Consider the following 17167-nt stretch of genomic DNA (forward strand, 5'->3'; position numbering starts at 1 on the left):
AATCGCTTGAATTTAGGCATTTCGGCTCAAGACCGCATCGATGATCGATTGAGCAGCTTGAAACGCGGCCTCTATACTCATTTCCGACGTATCAAGCAAGTGCGCATCGACCGCTGGTTTCAAAGGGCTGTCGGCCCGTCCCATGTCGCGTTCGTCGCGCCGCTTGACGTCCTCGAAGATCGCATCGAAATCTGCCGCAGCGCCCTTGCCGAGGATCTCGTCATAACGGCGCCTTGCGCGAACTTCCGGCGACGCCGTTACATAGAGTTTCACCGGCGCATCCGGGCAGACGACGGTGCCGATATCGCGCCCGTCGAGCACGGTTCCCGGCGCTTTCGCCGAAAACCGCCGTTGCGCTTCGACCAGAGCCCGGCGCACCGCCGGCATGACGGCAATTTTCGAGGCGGCTTCGCCGATCTCATGTTTGGAAAGTATATCGCGATCCAATCCAGCGAGTTCAACCTCTCTTGCGATCTTTTCCGCTACCGCCTCGTCGTCGAGCGGCAGGCCGGCATCGAGCAGCGCCTTGGCCGTGGCGCGATAGGTCAGGCCGGTATCCAGATGATGGAAGCCGTATTGGTCGGCGATGCGGCGTGAAAGCGTGCCCTTGCCGGCTGCCGCCGGGCCATCGATGGCGATAATGAAGGTCTTGTTTGTCATCAAATCAATCCTGCGGCGCCGCGCCGAAACCGCGAATGAGTTTGTCTTCGCGGAATTGCCGCGGCGGGTAGATCATTCCGGCACCTCGTCGATCCTTGCTCCAAGGCCGGTCATCAGCTGCATGAATTCAGGAAAGCTGGTCGCGATCATCGCCGCGTCGTCGATCGTGACAGGATGCTCCGAGGCAAGCCCCATGACAAGGAAGCTCATGGCGATGCGATGGTCGAGATGTGTGCTGACCTTGCCGTCGGTAGCGTTGCCGAGGCCCTTGCCGTCAGGCCGGCCGCGCACGATGAGAAAATCCTCGCCTTCGTCGCAATCCACCCCATTGAGTTTCAGTCCGTCGGCCACAGCGGAAAGACGGTCGGACTCCTTGACGCGCAATTCCTCAAGCCCCTTCATGACGGTGACGCCCTCAGCGAAACAGGCGGCGACGGCGAGAATAGGATATTCGTCGATCATCGACGGCGCGCGATCTTCGGGAACGGTCACGCCCTTGAGCTCGGAATGGCGCACGCGCAGATCCGCCACGTCCTCGCCGCCGGCAAGACGCGCATTCAGCACCTGGATATCAGCCCCCATCTCCTGCAGCGTCAGGATCAGCCCGGTACGGGTCGGGTTCATCAGCACGTTGACGATGGTGATGTCGGAGCCGGGGACAAGCAGCGCTGCAACCAGCGGGAAGGCGGTGGAAGAAGGATCACCGGGAATGTCGATCACCTGGCCCGCCAGCTTGCCCCGGCCTTCGAGCCGGATCGTGCGGACGCCCTCCTCGTCCGTCTCGACGGAAAGGGCGGCGCCGAAACCCTGCAGCATCTTTTCGGTATGGTCGCGCGTCATCACCGGCTCGATGACCGTGGTGACACCCGGCGTATTGAGGCCGGCAAGCAGCACGGCCGATTTCACCTGGGCGGATGCCATCGGCACCCGATAGCGGATCGGGCTCGGCGTTCCCGGGCCTCTGAGCGTCACCGGCAGCCTGTCGCCCTCGGAGGCGCTGACCTGCACGCCCATTTCGCGCAGCGGATTGAGCACGCGGCCCATCGGCCGTTTCGAAAGCGAGGCGTCGCCGATGAAGGTGGAGCGAAAGTCGTAGGTGCCGACGAGGCCCATGGTCAGCCGCACGCCGGTGCCGGCATTGCCGAAGTCGAGCGGCGCGTCAGGTGCAAGCAGCGCGCCGTTGCCGGTGCCCTCGATCAGCCATTGTTCGCCCTCCTTGCGGATTCTGGCGCCCATTGCCTGCATTGCCCGGCCGGTATTGATCACGTCCTCGCCTTCGAGCAGGCCGGTGATCCGGGTTTCGCCGGAAGCAAGCCCGCCGAACATGAAGGAACGATGCGAGATCGACTTGTCGCCCGGAATACGCACGCTGCCCGTAAGACCGGCGGATTTGCGGGCGGTGGCGGGCCTGGGCGCAGAGCCTTGCAACATGCGTAATCCTTTGCAAATGCAGTCTATTTTTGCCACAAGACAGGCTTGGCCGGTCGCAATTCCCGTCCGCTTCTGCAGCTGTTGCGGCTCGTTAACACAAACGCGCCGGGCGGTCATCCGTCGGCTTGCCAAAAACCCCGGGCTCCGATCGCAAAGTTTGGCTTTGACATGGGAAGCCACAGCGATTAAGGGGACCGGCTTATAAATTCCGATGGAACGCCGGCTTGATCGGCATTTGCCGAATCTCTTATTCGGTCATTCACACGAGGCTTATAGTGGCGAAAGCGGAACTTGGAACCAAGCGTACCGATCCGGAAACCGGCAAGAAGTTTTATGATCTGAACCGGGATCCGATCGTTTCTCCTTATACCGGCAAGTCCTATCCTCTGTCCTTCTTCGAAGAAACCTCGGCGATCGCCGAAGTTGCCGAAGAAGACGAGGTCGCGGAAGTCGATACTGAAAACACCGAAGTCGAACTGGTTTCGCTGGAAGATGCCGATGAAGCCGCCGGCGGCGACGACATTCCCGATATCGGCGATGACGATGTTGAAATCGAAGGCGACGACGACGACGATACCTTCCTCACACCGGACGAAGACGACGACGATGACGACATGAGCGACATCATCGGCGTGACCGGCGACGACGACGAAGTCTGACGACTGCATTTCGGCCCGGCGAGGAAAAAATTCTCCGGGCCGCATTTTTTTAGGCTTGCTATCTCTGAAAACCGGAAGTAATAAGCCGCCACTCCGCAGGGCACGCCTTGAGGAGTATCCCAGGACCGGCCTCGAGCCGGACCACCTTGATGGGGCTATAGCTCAGCTGGGAGAGCGCTTGCATGGCATGCAAGAGGTCAGCGGTTCGATCCCGCTTAGCTCCACCACGCTTCGCCCTTACGGGCTTCGCGTGGCACCGCCGCGAGAAACCGTTAGGCCGAAGCAGTGCCCGGCATAGCCCGAAGGGCGACGACGGGCTGAAACGCTGATGTGGTATGTTTATATTCTCCGCAGCGTTGATTTTCCCGATCAGGAATATACCGGGTCTACCGCAGATCTGAAACAGCGGCTTGCGGCTCACAATGCCGGAAAATCCACCCACACTGCCAAATTCGTACCATGGAATTTGCTCTGGTATTGTGCCTTTCCCGACAAGCACAAAGCCCTTGAATTCGAAAAATATCTGAAATCGCATTCTGGCAGGGCTTTTGCCAGCAAGAGATTAGTCTAGCTTGATTGGGATCCCGGTCGCCTGACCAATTAAAAGACCGATTCCGATTAAGCACCACATGCTCCCGTGCGAAAACCGAACAGCTAAATTCTGCGGATATGCTTGGCACATTCGCAAAGAAAAGACTCTGATCGCCCCGACCGCAACTCCGGCAGGCCGCCTGCGCAGCCCGCCGGCGCCTTGCGCTCACATCTCGACGATAACAGCCGTCACCCGCTTGACCACCGGCAGCACCAAGAGCAGGACGGGAAAGGCGATCGCCCAGGAGAGCGCCCATGCGGAGGGCCACATGGCAAGTGCAGGCGCAGTCAGGCGGCCTTGTGCTCTCACGATGCTGATCGCTGAGACGATGGATGTCATCAACAGCGAGAGGATAAGCGGCATGACGATCGTATTGTAACGTCTGGGGAGTTTGCCTTTGGGCATTTTGATCTCCGTAAGGTGCCGATCAGACAATTGCGCAGCGCCGATCGGCGGGTTGCGCGTTGATTGACGTAAACGCTTACGGAGCTTCGATCTGAAGCAACGCCGTTTCTATGGCCGAAAATGTGTTGCCATTCAAGTCCGCCCCCATCCGCTTCCGATCGCCTTTGCCAATTCCTCAATGAGAGGATGTATGTTCGTTGCTGGAATCTCAGCGATTCGGCTCCAGGACCCTCAGCCAATGACCAGATCAAGACGCCGTCGCATCATCCGGACCCGACGAACCCTGACCGGGCTCGCCCTCGTCGGCTCGATCTCGTTTCTGGCTGGCATGACCGATGCGACCGGTCTTCTGCTGACCGGCGATTTCGTCTCCTTCATGACAGGCAACACGACGCGGGCGGCACTGGCCTTGAGTGAGGGCAATCTTTATCACGCGGCGGTCCTGATCTCCGCCATCGTCGTTTTCGTGCTCGGCAACGCGGCTGGGGTCGTCATCGCTCATGTCTCCGAGCGCCGCATCTTCGTGGTGCTCGGCTGCGTCGGTCTCGTCCTGGCGCTCGCGTCGATGATGACGGTGCAGAACATGCTGTTCGCTCGGTTCTACATGATCGTTTTTTCCATGGGCATGGTGAACGCTGCCGTCGAACACATCGAAGGCCTGCCGATCGGCCTAACCTATGTGACCGGCGCCCTGTCGCGCTTCGGCCGCGGCATCGGCCGCTGGATCATCGGCGACCGCCATATCGAATGGACGATCCAGATTGTGCCCTGGGGGGGCATGATGCTTGGCGCGATCGTCGGCGCCGTCCTGACGCGGCTGACGGGCGCGCATGCACTGTGGCTGGTCTCCCTCTTCGCCATGGTGCTTGCACTTGCTGCCATGTTCATCCCGCGGCCGCTTCAGCGGCGCTTCAACCAGAAGATCGCGCCACATCGATCGGCCGCTGCGCGCGTGAAATAGAACCGTCGCATTCCTGTTACCGTCGAATCGGATAGAAAGGACCGCCGCCAATCCCCAAGGAGTGGGTCTTGTTCCTGATTTCGAAGCTTGTCTGGATTTTCGCTCAACCGCTGTCGCTGGCATTCTTCCTCGTCTTTTTTGCCCTGCTTGCCGGTCTTCTGCGCTGGCGTACCTTAAATATCCTCGGCGCAACGGGTGCGGCCCTCATCCTTTTCGTCACGCTCTACACCACGGCCGGCAACCTTCTGATGCAGGGTCTCGAGCAGCGCTTCGCAAAGCCCGCCGCTGATCCGGGTAGCCTGCAATGCATGATCGTGCTCGGCGGCGCCTTCGAAAATGAGGTGAACACGGCGCGCCACGGCATAGAATTAAACGGCGGGGCCGACCGCTTCATCGAAGCCTTGCGGCTTGCGCAGAAATTTCCGCAGTCGCGCATTCTGGTATCGGGCGGCGACGGCTCCATTTCGGGCATCTACGAAGGCGATGCGGCGGCATCCGAGCGCTTCTTCCCGCTCTTCGGCGTTGGCAGGGATCGCCTGATCGAAGAGAGGCAATCGCGCACGACCTTTGAAAACGCCGTTAACACCAAGGAATTCCTGGCAAGCCAGGGGCTTTCCAATTGCCTGCTGATCACGTCGGGTTTCCACATGCCGCGGTCCGTCGGCATCTTCCGCAAGCTCGGCATCGATATCGTGCCCTGGCCGACCGATTATCGCACCGATGGCCAGGTGAGGCTCGGGCTCGATTTCACCCAGCCGAACCTCAACGCGCAGAACCTGGCGACGGCGATCCGCGAATGGTACGGCCTGGTAGGATATTATGTCGCCGGTCGCACATCGGAACTTTATCCGCAATAGAGCGCCGCGCGTCCAACAGGACGCGCCAAGGACGCTCTATCACTTTGAATTTGCGAATGACTCGAAAATCGATTCCGATTTCGGGTCTTGCGCTGAGCTATTTCTTCGAGATGGTGACGAATTTCGTGCCGCGGACGCGGGCCGTCACGATGCAGGGATCACCTTCGGTGCGGTCGCAGAAACGCGGATGCATCTTCATCGCCAGCACCATGTTGCCGAAGCGCTGGACGAAATCGTAGCCATAGATCTGCGCCGTCGCGATCATGAAATAACCGCCCTCGGCAACCTGCAGGTAGAAATTATAGGTGCAGCCGTCGTCATTGCATTGCGGCCCCTTCTGCCCGTCGCAGGTCAGCTGGCCCTCGTTGACCACCGCATCGATCAGGCCATCATTGTTGATGTCCTGCCGGGTGATGAAGCCGTCGGCAAATTCGGCCGTCTTGCACTGCTCCTGGAAGTGTTTCTTCTCGTAGATCTCAGGATCCGAGATCAACGATTGCTGGCCGAAGGCGACAGCCGGCATGACAAGCAGCAGGACGATATTCAGAACGGCGAGCACCAGCGTTTTCACGGCTTTCCTCTTTTGGATAAAGGCTCTGTAGCCTAGAGCATGATGCCGAAAAGTGTGAGCGGTTTTCGGACGACATCATGCTCTAACTACATAATTTAGAACAGGATTCAGATTTTTGGTCGACCCGGCCTAAAATCATCCTGTTCTAATGCATGTCGTCTAGAAGTGTGCAGCGGTTTTGGGACAAAGACATGCATCAAATAAAGACCTTCGCTTTATGACGCCGCCGCCTTGCGCCGCCCTTGCCGCCGTGGTTCTTTCCCGAGAATAGGTAGAGCATGATGTCGTCCGAAAACTGCTGACACTTTTCAGCATCATGCTCTGAAACTTCTGCCGGTTCCGAGGTTCGCATGTCCTTGCTCGTCTATCTTGATTATGCCGGCATTGCGCTGTTTGCCGCGACGGGCGCGCTCGCCGCCTCGCGCAAGCAGTTGGACCTGATCGGTTTTCTGTTTTTCGCCATGGTGACGGGAACGGGCGGCGGCACGGTGCGCGATATCGTGCTCGGCCGCGTGCCGGTCTTCTGGGTTCTGAACCCGGCCTATATCCTCGTCTGCTGCGTCATGGGCGTCATCGTTTTCTTCACCGCCCACCTGCTGGAATCGCGCTATCGCCTGCTGATCTGGCTAGATGCGATCGGCCTTGCCGCCTATTGCGTGATCGGCGCCGCCAAGGGCCTCGCCGCCACCGGCTCGCCGACCATCGCGATCGTCACCGGCACGCTGACGGCGACCTTTGGCGGCATCCTGCGCGATCTGATGGCAAACGAGCCTTCGGTGTTGTTGAGGCCGGAAATCTACGTGACCGCAGCCCTCATCGGCGCCGGCGTCTTCACGCTCGCCAATGCGCTCGGAATGCAGCTCTATCTGGCGTCTGCCTGCGGCGTCGTGGCGGCCTTTGCGGTGCGCGGTGGAGCCCTGTGGTTCGGCTGGACCTTCCCGACCTACAGGCACAAGCCTGGCCGGCATCCGGACGATGTCATGTGAAGCCTAATGCATGTCGCCCAAAAGTGCGCAGCGGTTTTGGGACACCGACATGCATAAAAAAAAGATCTAAAGGGCGTCGCATGAGGCCGATCCGGCGCGGCTCTAGAGGTGTCGTCAGCCCTGCTTCGCGCGCAGGCGGATCACCACGTCGACATGGGCGATCTCCATGCCTTCCGGCGGTTCCGGCAGATTGGCGATCGTCAGGTTGCTGACGGGAATGTCGAGCACCTCGTTTTCGCCTTCGACGAAGAAATGGTGATGGTCGGAAACATTGGTGTCGAAATAGGTCTTGGCGCTCTCGACGGCGAGAACCCGGATGAGACCAGCTTCCGTGAATTGGTGCAGCGTGTTGTAGACGGTTGCCAACGACACCGGCACGCCGGCGGCAACCGCCTCCTCATGCAGTTCCTCGACGGTCAAATGCCGGTCGCCCTTGGCAAACAGGAGGTCGCCGAGCGCGACGCGCTGGCGGGTGGGGCGCAGGCCTGCACCGCGCAGCCTTACCTCTATTGCGATCGGGAGTGCACCCGTCATCAAAACCAACTCCAGTTATTCTGGCATAAAGCAATCATGTTTCTTTAAGGGGTATAACTTTTGCATCGGAGCCTTTCAATAGTTCAATGGGGACAGGAGCCTGATAAACGCGGCAAAAACGGGCTTTTGACGCAAATAGGTCTGGTCCCGGCCCTAGCCTTCCTGTATGCGACCACCAAATAATGGCGCAAGCCTGGTCCGGGGCGATGAATGAAGCTGCCTTGCTTGTGCTTCATTTTCTGAAGAACTTGGACTACACGTTCACATCCATCGGCTTGATGCGGGGGGAAAAGAAACTTTATGACGACCAGACAGTCCAGCTTCTCGTATGAAGAACTCATCGCTTGCGCCCATGGCGAGCTGTTCGGCCCCGGCAATGCGCAGCTGCCCCTGCCGCCTATGCTGATGGTTCACCGCATCACGGAGATTTCCGAAACGGGCGGCACCTTCGATAAGGGCTACCTCCGGGCCGAATATGACGTTCGCCCGGATGACTGGTATTTTCCCTGCCATTTCGAAGGCAATCCGATCATGCCAGGCTGCCTCGGTCTCGACGGCATGTGGCAGTTGACCGGTTTCTTTCTGGGTTGGCTCGGCGAGGCAGGCCGTGGCATGGCGCTTTCAACAGGCGAAGTGAAATTCAAGGGCATGGTCCGGCCAGAGACGAAGCTGATCGAATATGGAATCGACTTCAAGCGTGTCATGCGCGGCCGTCTGGTCCTCGGCACGGCCGACGGCTGGCTAAAGGCGGACGGCGAGACCATATATCAGGCGGCCGACCTTCGCGTCGGTCTATCGAAAGACAAGACGGCCTGAAACCGCATTTCGAGCGGCTGACGAAAACAACAAAGGTTTGATTAGATGAGACGGGTAGTTGTCACGGGTCTGGGTGTCGTGTCCTCGATCGGAAACGACGCGGCCGAAGTCACCGAATCCTTGCGGCAGGCAAAGTCGGGTATCTCCTTTTCGAGCGATTTCGCCGAACATGGATTCAAGTGCCAGGTTTGGGGCAGTCCGAAGCTCGGTTCGGCGGAACTTGCCGAACTGGTCGACCGCCGCGCCATGCGCTTCCTGTCGCAGGGCGGCGCCTGGAACCATGTCGCCATGAAGCAGGCGATTGCCGATTCCGGTCTCGAGGACAAGGACATCGGCAACAACGAGCGTACCGGTATCATCATGGGCTCCGGCGGCCCGTCCACCCGCACCCTCATCGAGGCTGCCGAAATCACTGTGAAGAACAACAGCCCGAAGCGTATCGGCCCCTTCGCCGTGCCGAAGGCGATGTCCTCGACCGCATCGGCCACACTCGCCACCTGGTTCAAGATCCACGGCGTCAATTATTCGATCTCGTCGGCCTGCTCGACGTCGGCGCATTGCATCGGCAACGCCGCCGAGATGATCCAGTGGGGCAAGCAGGACGTGATGTTCGCTGGCGGCCACGAGGACCTCGACTGGACGATGTCGAATCTCTTCGACGCCATGGGCGCCATGTCCTCCAAATATAACGACACGCCGGACAGCGCTTCGCGCGCCTATGACGTCAACCGCGACGGTTTCGTCATCGCCGGCGGCGCCGGCGTGCTGGTGCTCGAGGAGCTGGAGCGTGCCAAGGCCCGCGGTGCAAAGATCTATGCCGAAATCGTCGGCTACGGCGCAACCTCGGACGGCTACGACATGGTTGCCCCCTCGGGCGAGGGCGCTATCCGCTGCATGCGCCAGGCGCTCGCCACCGTCAAAGGTGACGTCGACTATATCAACACCCACGGCACGTCGACGCCGGTCGGCGACAGCAAGGAAATCGGCGCCATCCGCGAGGTATTCGGCTCGAAGATTCCGCATGTCCAGTCGACCAAGTCGCTGACCGGCCATTCGCTTGGCGCTGCCGGTGTGCAGGAATCGATCTATTCCCTGCTGATGATGCAGCAAGGCTTCATTGGCGAAAGCGCTCATATCACCGAGCTTGATCCCGAATTCGAAGGTGTCCCGATCGTGCGCAAGCGCATCGATGACGCCAAGATTGACATTGCCCTCTCCAATTCCTTCGGCTTCGGCGGCACCAACGCCACGCTCGTCTTCCAGCGCTATAACGGATAATAATATGACGGGAATTATGCAGGGTAAGCGCGGGCTCATCATGGGCGTCGCCAACAACCACTCGATCGCCTGGGGGATTTCAAAAGCTCTCGCCGCACAGGGTGCGGAACTCGCCTTCACCTATCAGGGCGATGCGCTCGGCAAGCGCGTCAAGCCGCTTGCTGCCGAGGTCAGCTCGGATTTCGTGCTGCCCTGCGACGTCGAGGACACCGCCTCGGTCGATGCCGTGGTCGACGCGATCAAGGAGCGCTGGGGCAAACTCGATTTCATCGTCCATGCCATCGGCTTTTCCGACAAGAATGAGCTCAAGGGTCTCTACGCCGATACGACGCGTGAAAATTTCAGCCGCACAATGGTCATTTCCTGTTTCTCCTTCACCGAGATCGCCAAGCGCTGCGCTCCGTTGATGGAAGATGGCGGTGCGATGCTGACGCTGACCTACAATGGCTCGACGCGCGTCATCCCGAATTACAACGTCATGGGGGTTGCCAAGGCAGCGCTTGAGGCTTCGGTGCGCTATCTCGCCGCCGACTACGGCCCGCGCGGCATCCGCGTCAATGCCATTTCCGCCGGCCCGATCCGCACGCTTGCCGGCGCCGGCATCTCCGATGCGCGCGCGATCCTTTCCTGGAATCAGCGCAATGCGCCGCTGCGCAAGACTGTGACCATCGATCAGGTCGGCAGCTCGGCTCTCTACCTGCTCTCCGACCTTTCCTCCGGCGTCACCGGCGAAATCCATTTCGTCGACGCCGGCTTCAACGTCACCTCCATGCCGACGCTGGAAACGCTGCGCAAAGCGGACGTCGAATAAACATTATTCGATCGAAACTCAAAGGCCGTGCGCAGATGATGCGCACGGCCTTTTTCTATCGATAAGAATGATCGGATCGAGGCTGCTTGAGCCCTATTTCTTCGCCCACAGCACCTTGAAGCGGGCGTTGCGGCAGGTTTCGCCGCTTTCCCTGAAATTCGCCGCCAGAACCGGCTCGTAAGGCAGGCCGCGATTGGCGACGAGCATCAGGCGGCCGCCGCCGCGAAGGGCGGATGCGGCAGTCTTGATCATTGCCTGGCCGAGTGCCGGCTCGGCTGCGTGCCCCTCGTGGAAGGGCGGGTTCATGATGACGAGATCGTATTTGTCCTTGACCGGCTCACCCGCCAGATCGTGCCAGTAGAAGCGCGCAGGCGCGTTCGGGCAGTTCTCCGCCAGATTATCCCTGGCAGCCTCCAGAGCCGCGTGATCGGCCTCGTAGAGGTCGAGGCGCGTCAGTCCACGCGACTTCTGGGCCAGCTCGACGGAGAGATAGCCCCATCCGGCGCCAAAATCCGCAACGTCGCCGGTGAAGTCCTGCGGTAGGCGCGAGGCCAGCAGTTCCGATCCGGCATCGATGCGGTCATGCGAGAACATGCCGGCGGTTGCATTGAAACGGCCGTCGACGCGCACCGGCCCTTTTGCCAGCTTGGAGACAATCTCATCGGCATCCGCCGGCCGGCCGAACCAGAAGGCGACGCCGTGATATTTCGGCATATGGTCGACGGCGAGATTGAAACCTTCCATCCGCTTGCGCAGCGGCTGGATGCCGTCTTCCTTCGCGCCGGCAACGACGATCAGGCCGCCGACCCGTGTGCGGGCAATAGCGGCAGCAAGATTGGCCTCGTTCTCACCCTTGTGCTTGGTGCAGAGCACCAGAGCCGCATCGTAGTCCTCGCCGTCGATCTCCGGCTTCGCTTCGATGCGCTGCGCCAGCAGCTGCCGATAGAGTGGCCGGAAGCCCTGGACGGCGCTGAGCGAGGCGGCAAAGCCTTCCGGCAGCGCAAAGCCTGCCTCGGCGCCGAGGAAGAGCACGCGCTCGCCCTCGCCGGGCGCCTCGACTGTGCCGCTGGCAAAGGGATGGAACAGGGTCTTCAGCGTCTCGCTGCTCATGGGCCTCGTCTCGTCTTAAAGCATGTCGCGCAAAAGTGTTCAGCGGTTTTGCGATCACGACATGCGCAAAACCAAGGCCCTAAAGTGTGGCAAGCGAATCTGAAAGATCGCGCCACGCTTTAGGATACAAAAAAGGGCGCGGAAGCATTCCCGCGCCCGATATTAAATTTGGAAGGCGGCTTATTCGGCCGCTTCTTCCTTCTTCTTCTCGTTCGGGATTTCCTGGCCGGTGGCCTGGTCGACGACCTTCATCGACAGGCGAACCTTGCCGCGTTCGTCGAAGCCGAGCAGCTTGACCCAGACCTTGTCGCCTTCCTTGACGACGTCCTGCGTCTTGGCAACACGCTCAGAAGCGAGCTGCGAGATGTGGACGAGACCGTCGCGGGCGCCGAAGAAGTTGACGAAGGCGCCGAAGTCGGCGGTCTTGACGACCGTGCCTTCGTAGACCTGGCCGATCTCAGGCTCGGCGACGATCGAGTGGATCCACTTGCGGGCCGCTTCGATCTCCTTGCCGGAGGACGAAGCGATCTTGACGGTGCCGTCGTCCTCGATGTTGATCTTCGCGCCGGTCTTTTCGACGATTTCGCGAATGACCTTGCCGCCGGAGCCGATGACTTCGCGGATCTTGTCGACCGGGATGTTCATGACTTCGATGCGCGGGGCGAATTCACCGAGCTGGCCGCGGCTTTCGGTAATGGCCTTGGACATTTCGCCGAGGATGTGGGCACGACCGCCTTGGGCCTGGCCAAGGGCGACCTTCATGATCTCTTCGGTGATACCGGCGATCTTGATGTCCATCTGCAGCGAGGTGATGCCGTCGGCGGTACCGGCGACCTTGAAGTCCATGTCGCCGAGGTGGTCTTCGTCACCGAGAATGTCGGAGAGGACAGCGAAGCGATCGCCTTCCAGGATCAGACCCATGGCGATACCGGCCACCGGCTTTGCCAGCGGAACGCCGGCGTCCATCAGAGCGAGCGAGGTACCGCAGACCGTTGCCATCGAGGACGAGCCATTCGACTCGGTGATCTCGGAGACGACGCGCAGCGTGTAGGGGAACTGCTCGACGGTCGGCAGCATCGGACGGATCGCGCGCCATGCGAGCTTGCCGTGGCCGATTTCGCGGCGACCCGGGGAGCCCATGCGGCCGGTCTCGCCAACCGAGTAGGGAGGGAAGTTGTAATGGAGCAGGAAGCGCTCCTTGTACATGCCCGTCAGGCTGTCGACATACTGCTCATCTTCGCCGGTGCCGAGGGTGGCAACGACGATCGCCTGCGTTTCACCGCGGGTGAACAGCGCCGAACCGTGCGTACGCGGCAGAAGACCGACTTCCGAAACGATCGGACGAACGGTTTCGAGGTCGCGGCCGTCGATGCGGCTCTTGGTGTCGAGAATGTTCCAGCGGACGATCTTTGCCTGCAGGTGCTTGAAGATCGCGCCGACTTCTTCGGCCGTATACCTGGCGTCGCCTTCCTCGGGGAGGAAGTGTGCCTTCACCTTCGCCTTGACGGCGTCGACGGCGGCGTAGCGGTCGGCCTTCTGGGTGATCTTGTAGGCTTCGCGAAGTTCACCTTCGGCAAGGCCGAGCATCTCGCTTTCGAGAGCGGAGTAGTCTTCCGGCTGGAAGTCGCGCGGCTCCTTGGCGGCAACTTCGGCGAGCTTGATGATCGCGTCGAGAACCGGCTGGAAGCCCTTGTGGCCGAACATGACGGCACCGAGCATGACGTCTTCGTTGAGTTCCTTGGCTTCGGATTCCACCATCAGCACGGCGTCGTAGGTGCCGGCGACGACGAGGTCGAGGCTCGATTCGTCCATCTCGTCGAGATGCGGGTTGAGAACGTATTCGCCGTTGATGTAGCCGACGCGCGCACCGCCGACCGGGCCCATGAAGGGAACGCCGGATAGTGTCAGCGCTGCCGAGGTGGCAACCATCGACAGCACGTCGGGATTGTTTTCAAGGTCGTGCTGGATAACGGTGACGACGACCTGCGTGTCGTTCTTGTAGCCTTCCGGGAAAAGCGGGCGGATCGGGCGGTCGATCAGCCGGGAAACGAGGGTCTCGTTCTCGCTCGGGCGGCCTTCGCGCTTGAAATAGCCGCCGGGGATCTTGCCGGCCGCGTAGGTCTTTTCCTGGTAGTTGACGGTGAGCGGAAAGAAATCCTGGCCTGGCTTCGGCGACTTGGCCGAGACGACGGTGGCGAGAACGACGGTTTCGCCGTAGGTGGCGAGAACCGCGCCGTCGGCCTGACGGGCGATCTTGCCGGTTTCGAGCTTCAGCGGGCGGCCGGCCCACTCGATTTCCACTGTGTGTGTATCAAACATCTCTTGTCCTTCAATGCGGGAGCACGCGCCATCGCCGATATCAAGGCGCAGCGCACAGTCGACCGCAATCAATGTGACGTATCACGGGCAAGACAACGGGAGGCTTTTCATCCTCGGCTTCCTCAGGAGTTCTTGAGAAACCGGGCCAAAGCTCATTGATAAGCCTTGGCCGAAAGCATCCGGCAATCCTGCCCCATGACAGGTCAACGGTTGGTTTGGCAGATCCGGCCCATCCGGGTCTGCCGGTCTTTCCATCGCGTAAAATAGGGCGCGGCTGGAACATTTCATCGGGAGCCGTGTCCCGAAACACATCCGGCGGACGCTTGGGAAAGCGCCCGCCGGATAATCTTAGCGGCGGATACCCAGGCTGGTGATCAGCTTGGAATAGCGGCCTTCATCCTTCTTCTTGAGATAATCAAGAAGCGAGCGGCGGCTCGAAACCATCGTCAGCAGGCCACGGCGGGAATGGTTATCCTTCTTGTGGTCCTTGAAGTGTTCGGTCAGGTTATTGATGCGTTCGGTCAGGATCGCGACCTGGACTTCCGGAGAACCGGTATCGCCTTCAACGGTCGCATATTCCTTGATCAGCGCAGACTTGCGCTCAGCAGTGATCGACATCGGGTGATCCTTTCTAAGAGGAGGAGATAGAGTCGCCAAAAGCCGGGATGTCGTCCAGCTTTGGCCGTGAATGCAAACGGGCGTACCCGATGCTGGCGCTGCCTATAAACCAAATATGGATCGATGGAAAGAGGGGTCGTCCTTGGCGGCTTCAACGGCCCGCCATGGCGCCCCGGATCATCCCGTCATAGGCTGAAGGATCCTGCAGCATGGCGAAATGGCTCACATCTCTCAGGATGACGAGTTTAGCGCCCGGAATCTGTTTTGCCATCATTTCCGTATGGTCGAGCTTTACGGCTTCATCATGATCGCCAATGGCAAGTGTGACCGGCACCGAGATCTTGCCAAGATCGGCGGCCGTCCAGGCCGGCTGGGTTGCCCACATTTCGGAGATCTGCTTGACGAAGGCGTCGTATTCGTTCGGCGTCGGCGACAGCTTCCTGTAATATTCGCCGGCGACGTTGATGTAGTCGTTGAAGACCTTGTCGTTCAACACGTCTGGTTTGACGCCCTCTGTCGTGACATTGGCTGCCTGGGCAATGACCCGCGTCAGCTTCTCCGGATGTTTCATCGCCATGTCGATGCCGATGATGCCACCGTCCGACCATCCGACAAGCGTCACCTTGTCGATCTTCAGATAGTCGAGAAGTGCCACATAATCCGATGTCATCAGGTCGTAACCGAAGGGCTGCTGGCTGCGCGTCGAGCGTCCATGGCCGCGGCTGTCGGCAACGATGACCAGGTGGTCCTTGGCAAAATCGGCGACCTGATGACCCCAGACCTCGGCATTTCCAAGTCCGCCGTGAATGAACAGGATGGGGTCGCCTTCGCCGTATTCGGCGTAATACATCTTGATGTCGTTCACTTCAGCCATGCCGCTCGTCTTTGCCGCCGGCATCGAAGGAAAGGCCGGGAGCTCGGCCCAGCGCTCAGCGGATCGAGCGTTGGCCACGGTCAGGAACATCGAAAAGAACGTCAGTATTCCGATAGCAGTTACGCGCATATTCTTTCCCCTGTCGGACCACCATGGCCCCTCGGGCCGCTATGGCGGCCCGACAGGGAAGATATCGCATCGTTACCGGCTGACAATCGCTATCGTTGTGAGTTCAGGCGAAAACACGCTTCGGGCGAAACTCGCCCTGGCCGATCTCGCCGATCGCGATCAGCCTGCCGCGGGCGGTCGCATAGGCTTCGCTTTCGGCAACCGGCGCATCGCGGCCACGCACCAGGATCGGGTTGCCCATCTTCAGCCGGTGCGCCTGGTCGTCGTTGATGACGAGATGGGGCAGGGCCGATAGCGCTTCGCAGGTGTCGATGAGCAGCGCGTCGAGGGCCGCCAGCCGCTCGTCCATATCCTCGATCGCCTCCAGTGCCACGAGATCTGCGAGCGGCACCATGGCCTCTTCCGCGAAGGGCGCGACGAAGGTGCGCCGCAGCCCGGACACATGTCCGTAGCAGCCGAGTTCGCGGCCGAAATCGCGCGCCAGCGCCCTGACATAGGTGCCCTTGCCGCATTCCACTTCGAAATGTGCGCTATTAGCGTCTGGGCAGGCAAGCAAGGTCAGCCGAAAGATATCGACCTCACGTGAGGGGATTTCGACGGTTTCGCCTTCACGTGCCAGATCGTAGGCGCGTTCACCCGATATCTTGATAGCGGAAAACTGCGGCGGCACCTGGCTGATGGTGCCGATATATCGAGGCAGGATATCGCGGATCTGCTGTTCGCTCGGGCGTTTGTCCGAACTCTCAGTTACCTCGCCCTCGAGATCGTCGGTCGCGCGCTCCTCGCCCCAGCTCACCGTGAATTCATAGATCTTGCGGCCATCCATCACGTAGGGAACGGTCTTGGTCGCATCGCCGAGCGCGATCGGCAGCATGCCGGAGGCGAGCGGATCAAGCGTGCCGGCATGACCGGCCTTCTGCGCCTTGTAGAGCCACTTGATCTTGGAAACGGCTTCCGTCGAGCCGAAATCCACCGGCTTGTCGAGGATCAGCCAGCCGGAAATCGGCCGGCCCTTGGGTTTGCGTGGTTTGGACATGCGTCTCTTCTGTTTATTGTTCGTCATTATCGCCGTCGAGGTCGCGGCTCACCTCGGGCGAACGCAGCAGCTCGTCGATCTTCTTGTAGTTGTCGAAGCTGGTATCGTCGCGGAAGCGCACCTCCGGCATGTATTTCATCTGCCGGAGCTGCTGCCCGAGCCGGCCGCGGATGAACCTTGCATTACGGTTCAACGCCTCGATGACGATGCTGTGGTCTGAAACGCCGAGCGGCGTCACATAGGCGGTGGCGATCTTGAGGTCCGGCGACATGCGCACTTCCGAGATCGAGATCACGGTCGCCTCGATAATGTCGTCGCGCACTTCGCCGCGCTGCAGCACCTGGGTGATAGCGGCGCGAACCTGTTCGCCAACGCGCAGCATGCGCTGCGAAGGCGCGGAAGAAGTTGCTCTGGTCATTGTTATCTCTATTTGCCGATGCGGCTGGGAATCGAACCCGTCAAAGGAGAGCGTCCATGACTCTTTTGGGCGAAAAGGTCAAGGCGGCAGATGCCCGAAAGC

General features: G+C 60.1%; 20 protein-coding genes and 1 tRNA gene. 9 read left to right on the top strand and 12 right to left on the bottom strand.

Annotation, left to right across the window (positions count from 1 at the left end; all coding sequences use genetic code 11):
• Positions 1–12: 12 nt before the first annotated feature.
• Together cmk and aroA are read right to left on the bottom strand one after the other, a co-directional pair.
• A complete protein-coding gene (cmk, locus tag U5G49_RS22455) occupies positions 13–660 on the bottom strand; it encodes a (d)CMP kinase (RefSeq protein ID WP_047617636.1) in 648 nt (215 codons plus the stop codon).
• Between the two features lie 72 nt (positions 661–732).
• Complete coding sequence (aroA, locus tag U5G49_RS22460) at positions 733–2091, bottom strand: 3-phosphoshikimate 1-carboxyvinyltransferase (protein WP_193446494.1); 1359 nt, start codon at positions 2089–2091, stop codon at positions 733–735.
• Positions 2092–2366: 275 nt separating this feature from the next.
• Here aroA and U5G49_RS22465 point away from each other — a divergent pair, with 275 nt between their 5' ends.
• The 3 genes from U5G49_RS22465 (at position 2367) to U5G49_RS22475 (ending at position 3321) form a co-directional block, all read left to right on the top strand.
• The gene (locus U5G49_RS22465) at positions 2367–2750 is read left to right on the top strand and encodes a TIGR02300 family protein (RefSeq protein WP_003544290.1); all 384 of its coding nucleotides are present in this window, start codon (positions 2367–2369) and stop codon (positions 2748–2750) included.
• 151 nt (positions 2751–2901) lie between these two features.
• Positions 2902–2977, top strand: a tRNA-Ala gene (locus tag U5G49_RS22470).
• A 101-nt stretch (positions 2978–3078) separates the two neighbouring features.
• Entirely contained in the window at positions 3079–3321 is a 243-nt protein-coding gene (locus U5G49_RS22475) for a GIY-YIG nuclease family protein (RefSeq protein ID WP_018244245.1), read from the top strand.
• Between the two features lie 186 nt (positions 3322–3507).
• Here U5G49_RS22475 and U5G49_RS22480 read toward each other — a convergent pair whose 3' ends face one another.
• Complete coding sequence (locus U5G49_RS22480; protein ID WP_193446493.1) at positions 3508–3747, bottom strand: DUF2798 domain-containing protein; 240 nt, start codon at positions 3745–3747, stop codon at positions 3508–3510.
• Between the two features lie 238 nt (positions 3748–3985).
• Between U5G49_RS22480 and U5G49_RS22485 the strand changes: the two genes are divergently transcribed.
• Together U5G49_RS22485 and U5G49_RS22490 are read left to right on the top strand one after the other, a co-directional pair.
• A complete protein-coding gene (locus tag U5G49_RS22485) occupies positions 3986–4708 on the top strand; it encodes a YoaK family protein (RefSeq protein WP_065276738.1) in 723 nt (240 codons plus the stop codon).
• A 68-nt stretch (positions 4709–4776) separates the two neighbouring features.
• Positions 4777–5565 carry a YdcF family protein gene (locus tag U5G49_RS22490; protein WP_131631162.1) on the top strand — a complete coding sequence of 263 codons (789 nt, stop codon included), beginning with the start codon at positions 4777–4779 and terminating at the stop codon, positions 5563–5565.
• A gap of 97 nt (positions 5566–5662) precedes the next feature.
• On the opposite strand, the gene U5G49_RS22495 is transcribed toward U5G49_RS22490, so the two are convergent.
• Together U5G49_RS22495 and U5G49_RS22500 are read right to left on the bottom strand one after the other, a co-directional pair.
• On the bottom strand, positions 5663–6136 hold the full coding sequence (locus tag U5G49_RS22495; RefSeq protein ID WP_193446492.1) for a hypothetical protein: 474 nt from the start codon (positions 6134–6136) through the stop codon (positions 5663–5665).
• Between the two features lie 196 nt (positions 6137–6332).
• Entirely contained in the window at positions 6333–6488 is a 156-nt protein-coding gene (locus U5G49_RS22500; protein WP_165447373.1) for a hypothetical protein, read from the bottom strand.
• Here U5G49_RS22500 and U5G49_RS22505 point away from each other — a divergent pair.
• Complete coding sequence (locus tag U5G49_RS22505; protein ID WP_018244251.1) at positions 6487–7122, top strand: trimeric intracellular cation channel family protein; 636 nt, start codon at positions 6487–6489, stop codon at positions 7120–7122. The genes U5G49_RS22500 and U5G49_RS22505 overlap by 2 nt on opposite strands.
• Before the next feature lie 114 nt (positions 7123–7236).
• Here U5G49_RS22505 and irrA read toward each other — a convergent pair whose 3' ends face one another.
• Positions 7237–7656: an iron response transcriptional regulator IrrA gene (gene irrA / locus U5G49_RS22510; RefSeq protein WP_003555773.1), complete on the bottom strand. Its 420-nt coding sequence runs from the start codon at positions 7654–7656 to the stop codon at positions 7237–7239.
• A 300-nt stretch (positions 7657–7956) separates the two neighbouring features.
• On the opposite strand from irrA, the gene fabA reads away from it, so the two are divergent.
• Genes fabA through fabI form a run of 3 tightly spaced genes read left to right on the top strand, consistent with a single transcriptional unit; the run spans position 7957 to position 10561 of the window.
• Positions 7957–8472: a 3-hydroxyacyl-[acyl-carrier-protein] dehydratase FabA gene (gene fabA / locus U5G49_RS22515; protein WP_193446491.1), complete on the top strand. Its 516-nt coding sequence runs from the start codon at positions 7957–7959 to the stop codon at positions 8470–8472.
• A 45-nt stretch (positions 8473–8517) separates the two neighbouring features.
• The gene (gene fabB, locus U5G49_RS22520) at positions 8518–9750 is read left to right on the top strand and encodes a beta-ketoacyl-ACP synthase I (RefSeq protein WP_028731865.1); all 1233 of its coding nucleotides are present in this window, start codon (positions 8518–8520) and stop codon (positions 9748–9750) included.
• A gap of 4 nt (positions 9751–9754) precedes the next feature.
• On the top strand, positions 9755–10561 hold the full coding sequence (fabI, locus tag U5G49_RS22525) for an enoyl-ACP reductase FabI (protein ID WP_193446490.1): 807 nt from the start codon (positions 9755–9757) through the stop codon (positions 10559–10561).
• A gap of 93 nt (positions 10562–10654) precedes the next feature.
• Here fabI and U5G49_RS22530 read toward each other — a convergent pair whose 3' ends face one another.
• The 6 genes from U5G49_RS22530 to rbfA all read right to left on the bottom strand — a co-directional run bounded on the left by U5G49_RS22530 (position 10655) and on the right by rbfA (position 17065).
• Complete coding sequence (locus tag U5G49_RS22530) at positions 10655–11671, bottom strand: class I SAM-dependent methyltransferase (protein ID WP_131631159.1); 1017 nt, start codon at positions 11669–11671, stop codon at positions 10655–10657.
• Positions 11672–11851: 180 nt separating this feature from the next.
• Complete coding sequence (gene pnp, locus U5G49_RS22535; protein ID WP_026188572.1) at positions 11852–13990, bottom strand: polyribonucleotide nucleotidyltransferase; 2139 nt, start codon at positions 13988–13990, stop codon at positions 11852–11854.
• Between the two features lie 348 nt (positions 13991–14338).
• A complete protein-coding gene (rpsO, locus tag U5G49_RS22540) occupies positions 14339–14608 on the bottom strand; it encodes a 30S ribosomal protein S15 (RefSeq protein ID WP_003544317.1) in 270 nt (89 codons plus the stop codon).
• Between the two features lie 151 nt (positions 14609–14759).
• Positions 14760–15611 (bottom strand): alpha/beta fold hydrolase, encoded by an 852-nt coding sequence (locus tag U5G49_RS22545; RefSeq protein ID WP_193446489.1) that lies wholly within the window; start codon positions 15609–15611, stop codon positions 14760–14762.
• 103 nt (positions 15612–15714) lie between these two features.
• Positions 15715–16647, bottom strand: coding sequence for a tRNA pseudouridine(55) synthase TruB (truB, locus tag U5G49_RS22550; protein WP_018244259.1), 933 nt, complete (start codon positions 16645–16647; stop codon positions 15715–15717).
• 13 nt (positions 16648–16660) lie between these two features.
• The gene (rbfA, locus tag U5G49_RS22555; RefSeq protein WP_112905651.1) at positions 16661–17065 is read right to left on the bottom strand and encodes a 30S ribosome-binding factor RbfA; all 405 of its coding nucleotides are present in this window, start codon (positions 17063–17065) and stop codon (positions 16661–16663) included.
• Positions 17066–17167: the final 102 nt, after the last annotated feature.

The sequence above is a fragment of the Rhizobium indigoferae genome (assembly GCF_034554815.1).
GTDB lineage: Bacteria > Pseudomonadota > Alphaproteobacteria > Rhizobiales > Rhizobiaceae > Rhizobium > Rhizobium leguminosarum.

What these genes read in the sequence shown, in the direction of transcription:
- cmk (WP_047617636.1), bottom strand. Translation starts at nt 660, where the DNA reads ATGACAAACAAGACCTTCATTATCGCCATCGATGGCCCGGCGGCAGCC.
- aroA (WP_193446494.1), bottom strand. Translation starts at nt 2,091, where the DNA reads ATGTTGCAAGGCTCTGCGCCCAGGCCCGCCACCGCCCGCAAATCCGCC.
- U5G49_RS22475 (WP_018244245.1), top strand. Translation starts at nt 3,079, where the DNA reads ATGTGGTATGTTTATATTCTCCGCAGCGTTGATTTTCCCGATCAGGAA.
- U5G49_RS22480 (WP_193446493.1), bottom strand. Translation starts at nt 3,747, where the DNA reads ATGCCCAAAGGCAAACTCCCCAGACGTTACAATACGATCGTCATGCCG.
- U5G49_RS22485 (WP_065276738.1), top strand. Translation starts at nt 3,986, where the DNA reads ATGACCAGATCAAGACGCCGTCGCATCATCCGGACCCGACGAACCCTG.
- U5G49_RS22505 (WP_018244251.1), top strand. Translation starts at nt 6,487, where the DNA reads ATGTCCTTGCTCGTCTATCTTGATTATGCCGGCATTGCGCTGTTTGCC.
- U5G49_RS22500 (WP_165447373.1), bottom strand. Translation starts at nt 6,488, where the DNA reads ATGCGAACCTCGGAACCGGCAGAAGTTTCAGAGCATGATGCTGAAAAG.
- irrA (WP_003555773.1), bottom strand. Translation starts at nt 7,656, where the DNA reads ATGACGGGTGCACTCCCGATCGCAATAGAGGTAAGGCTGCGCGGTGCA.
- fabA (WP_193446491.1), top strand. Translation starts at nt 7,957, where the DNA reads ATGACGACCAGACAGTCCAGCTTCTCGTATGAAGAACTCATCGCTTGC.
- fabB (WP_028731865.1), top strand. Translation starts at nt 8,518, where the DNA reads ATGAGACGGGTAGTTGTCACGGGTCTGGGTGTCGTGTCCTCGATCGGA.
- fabI (WP_193446490.1), top strand. Translation starts at nt 9,755, where the DNA reads ATGACGGGAATTATGCAGGGTAAGCGCGGGCTCATCATGGGCGTCGCC.
- U5G49_RS22530 (WP_131631159.1), bottom strand. Translation starts at nt 11,671, where the DNA reads ATGAGCAGCGAGACGCTGAAGACCCTGTTCCATCCCTTTGCCAGCGGC.
- pnp (WP_026188572.1), bottom strand. Translation starts at nt 13,990, where the DNA reads ATGTTTGATACACACACAGTGGAAATCGAGTGGGCCGGCCGCCCGCTG.
- rpsO (WP_003544317.1), bottom strand. Translation starts at nt 14,608, where the DNA reads ATGTCGATCACTGCTGAGCGCAAGTCTGCGCTGATCAAGGAATATGCG.
- U5G49_RS22545 (WP_193446489.1), bottom strand. Translation starts at nt 15,611, where the DNA reads ATGCGCGTAACTGCTATCGGAATACTGACGTTCTTTTCGATGTTCCTG.
- truB (WP_018244259.1), bottom strand. Translation starts at nt 16,647, where the DNA reads ATGTCCAAACCACGCAAACCCAAGGGCCGGCCGATTTCCGGCTGGCTG.
- rbfA (WP_112905651.1), bottom strand. Translation starts at nt 17,065, where the DNA reads ATGACCAGAGCAACTTCTTCCGCGCCTTCGCAGCGCATGCTGCGCGTT.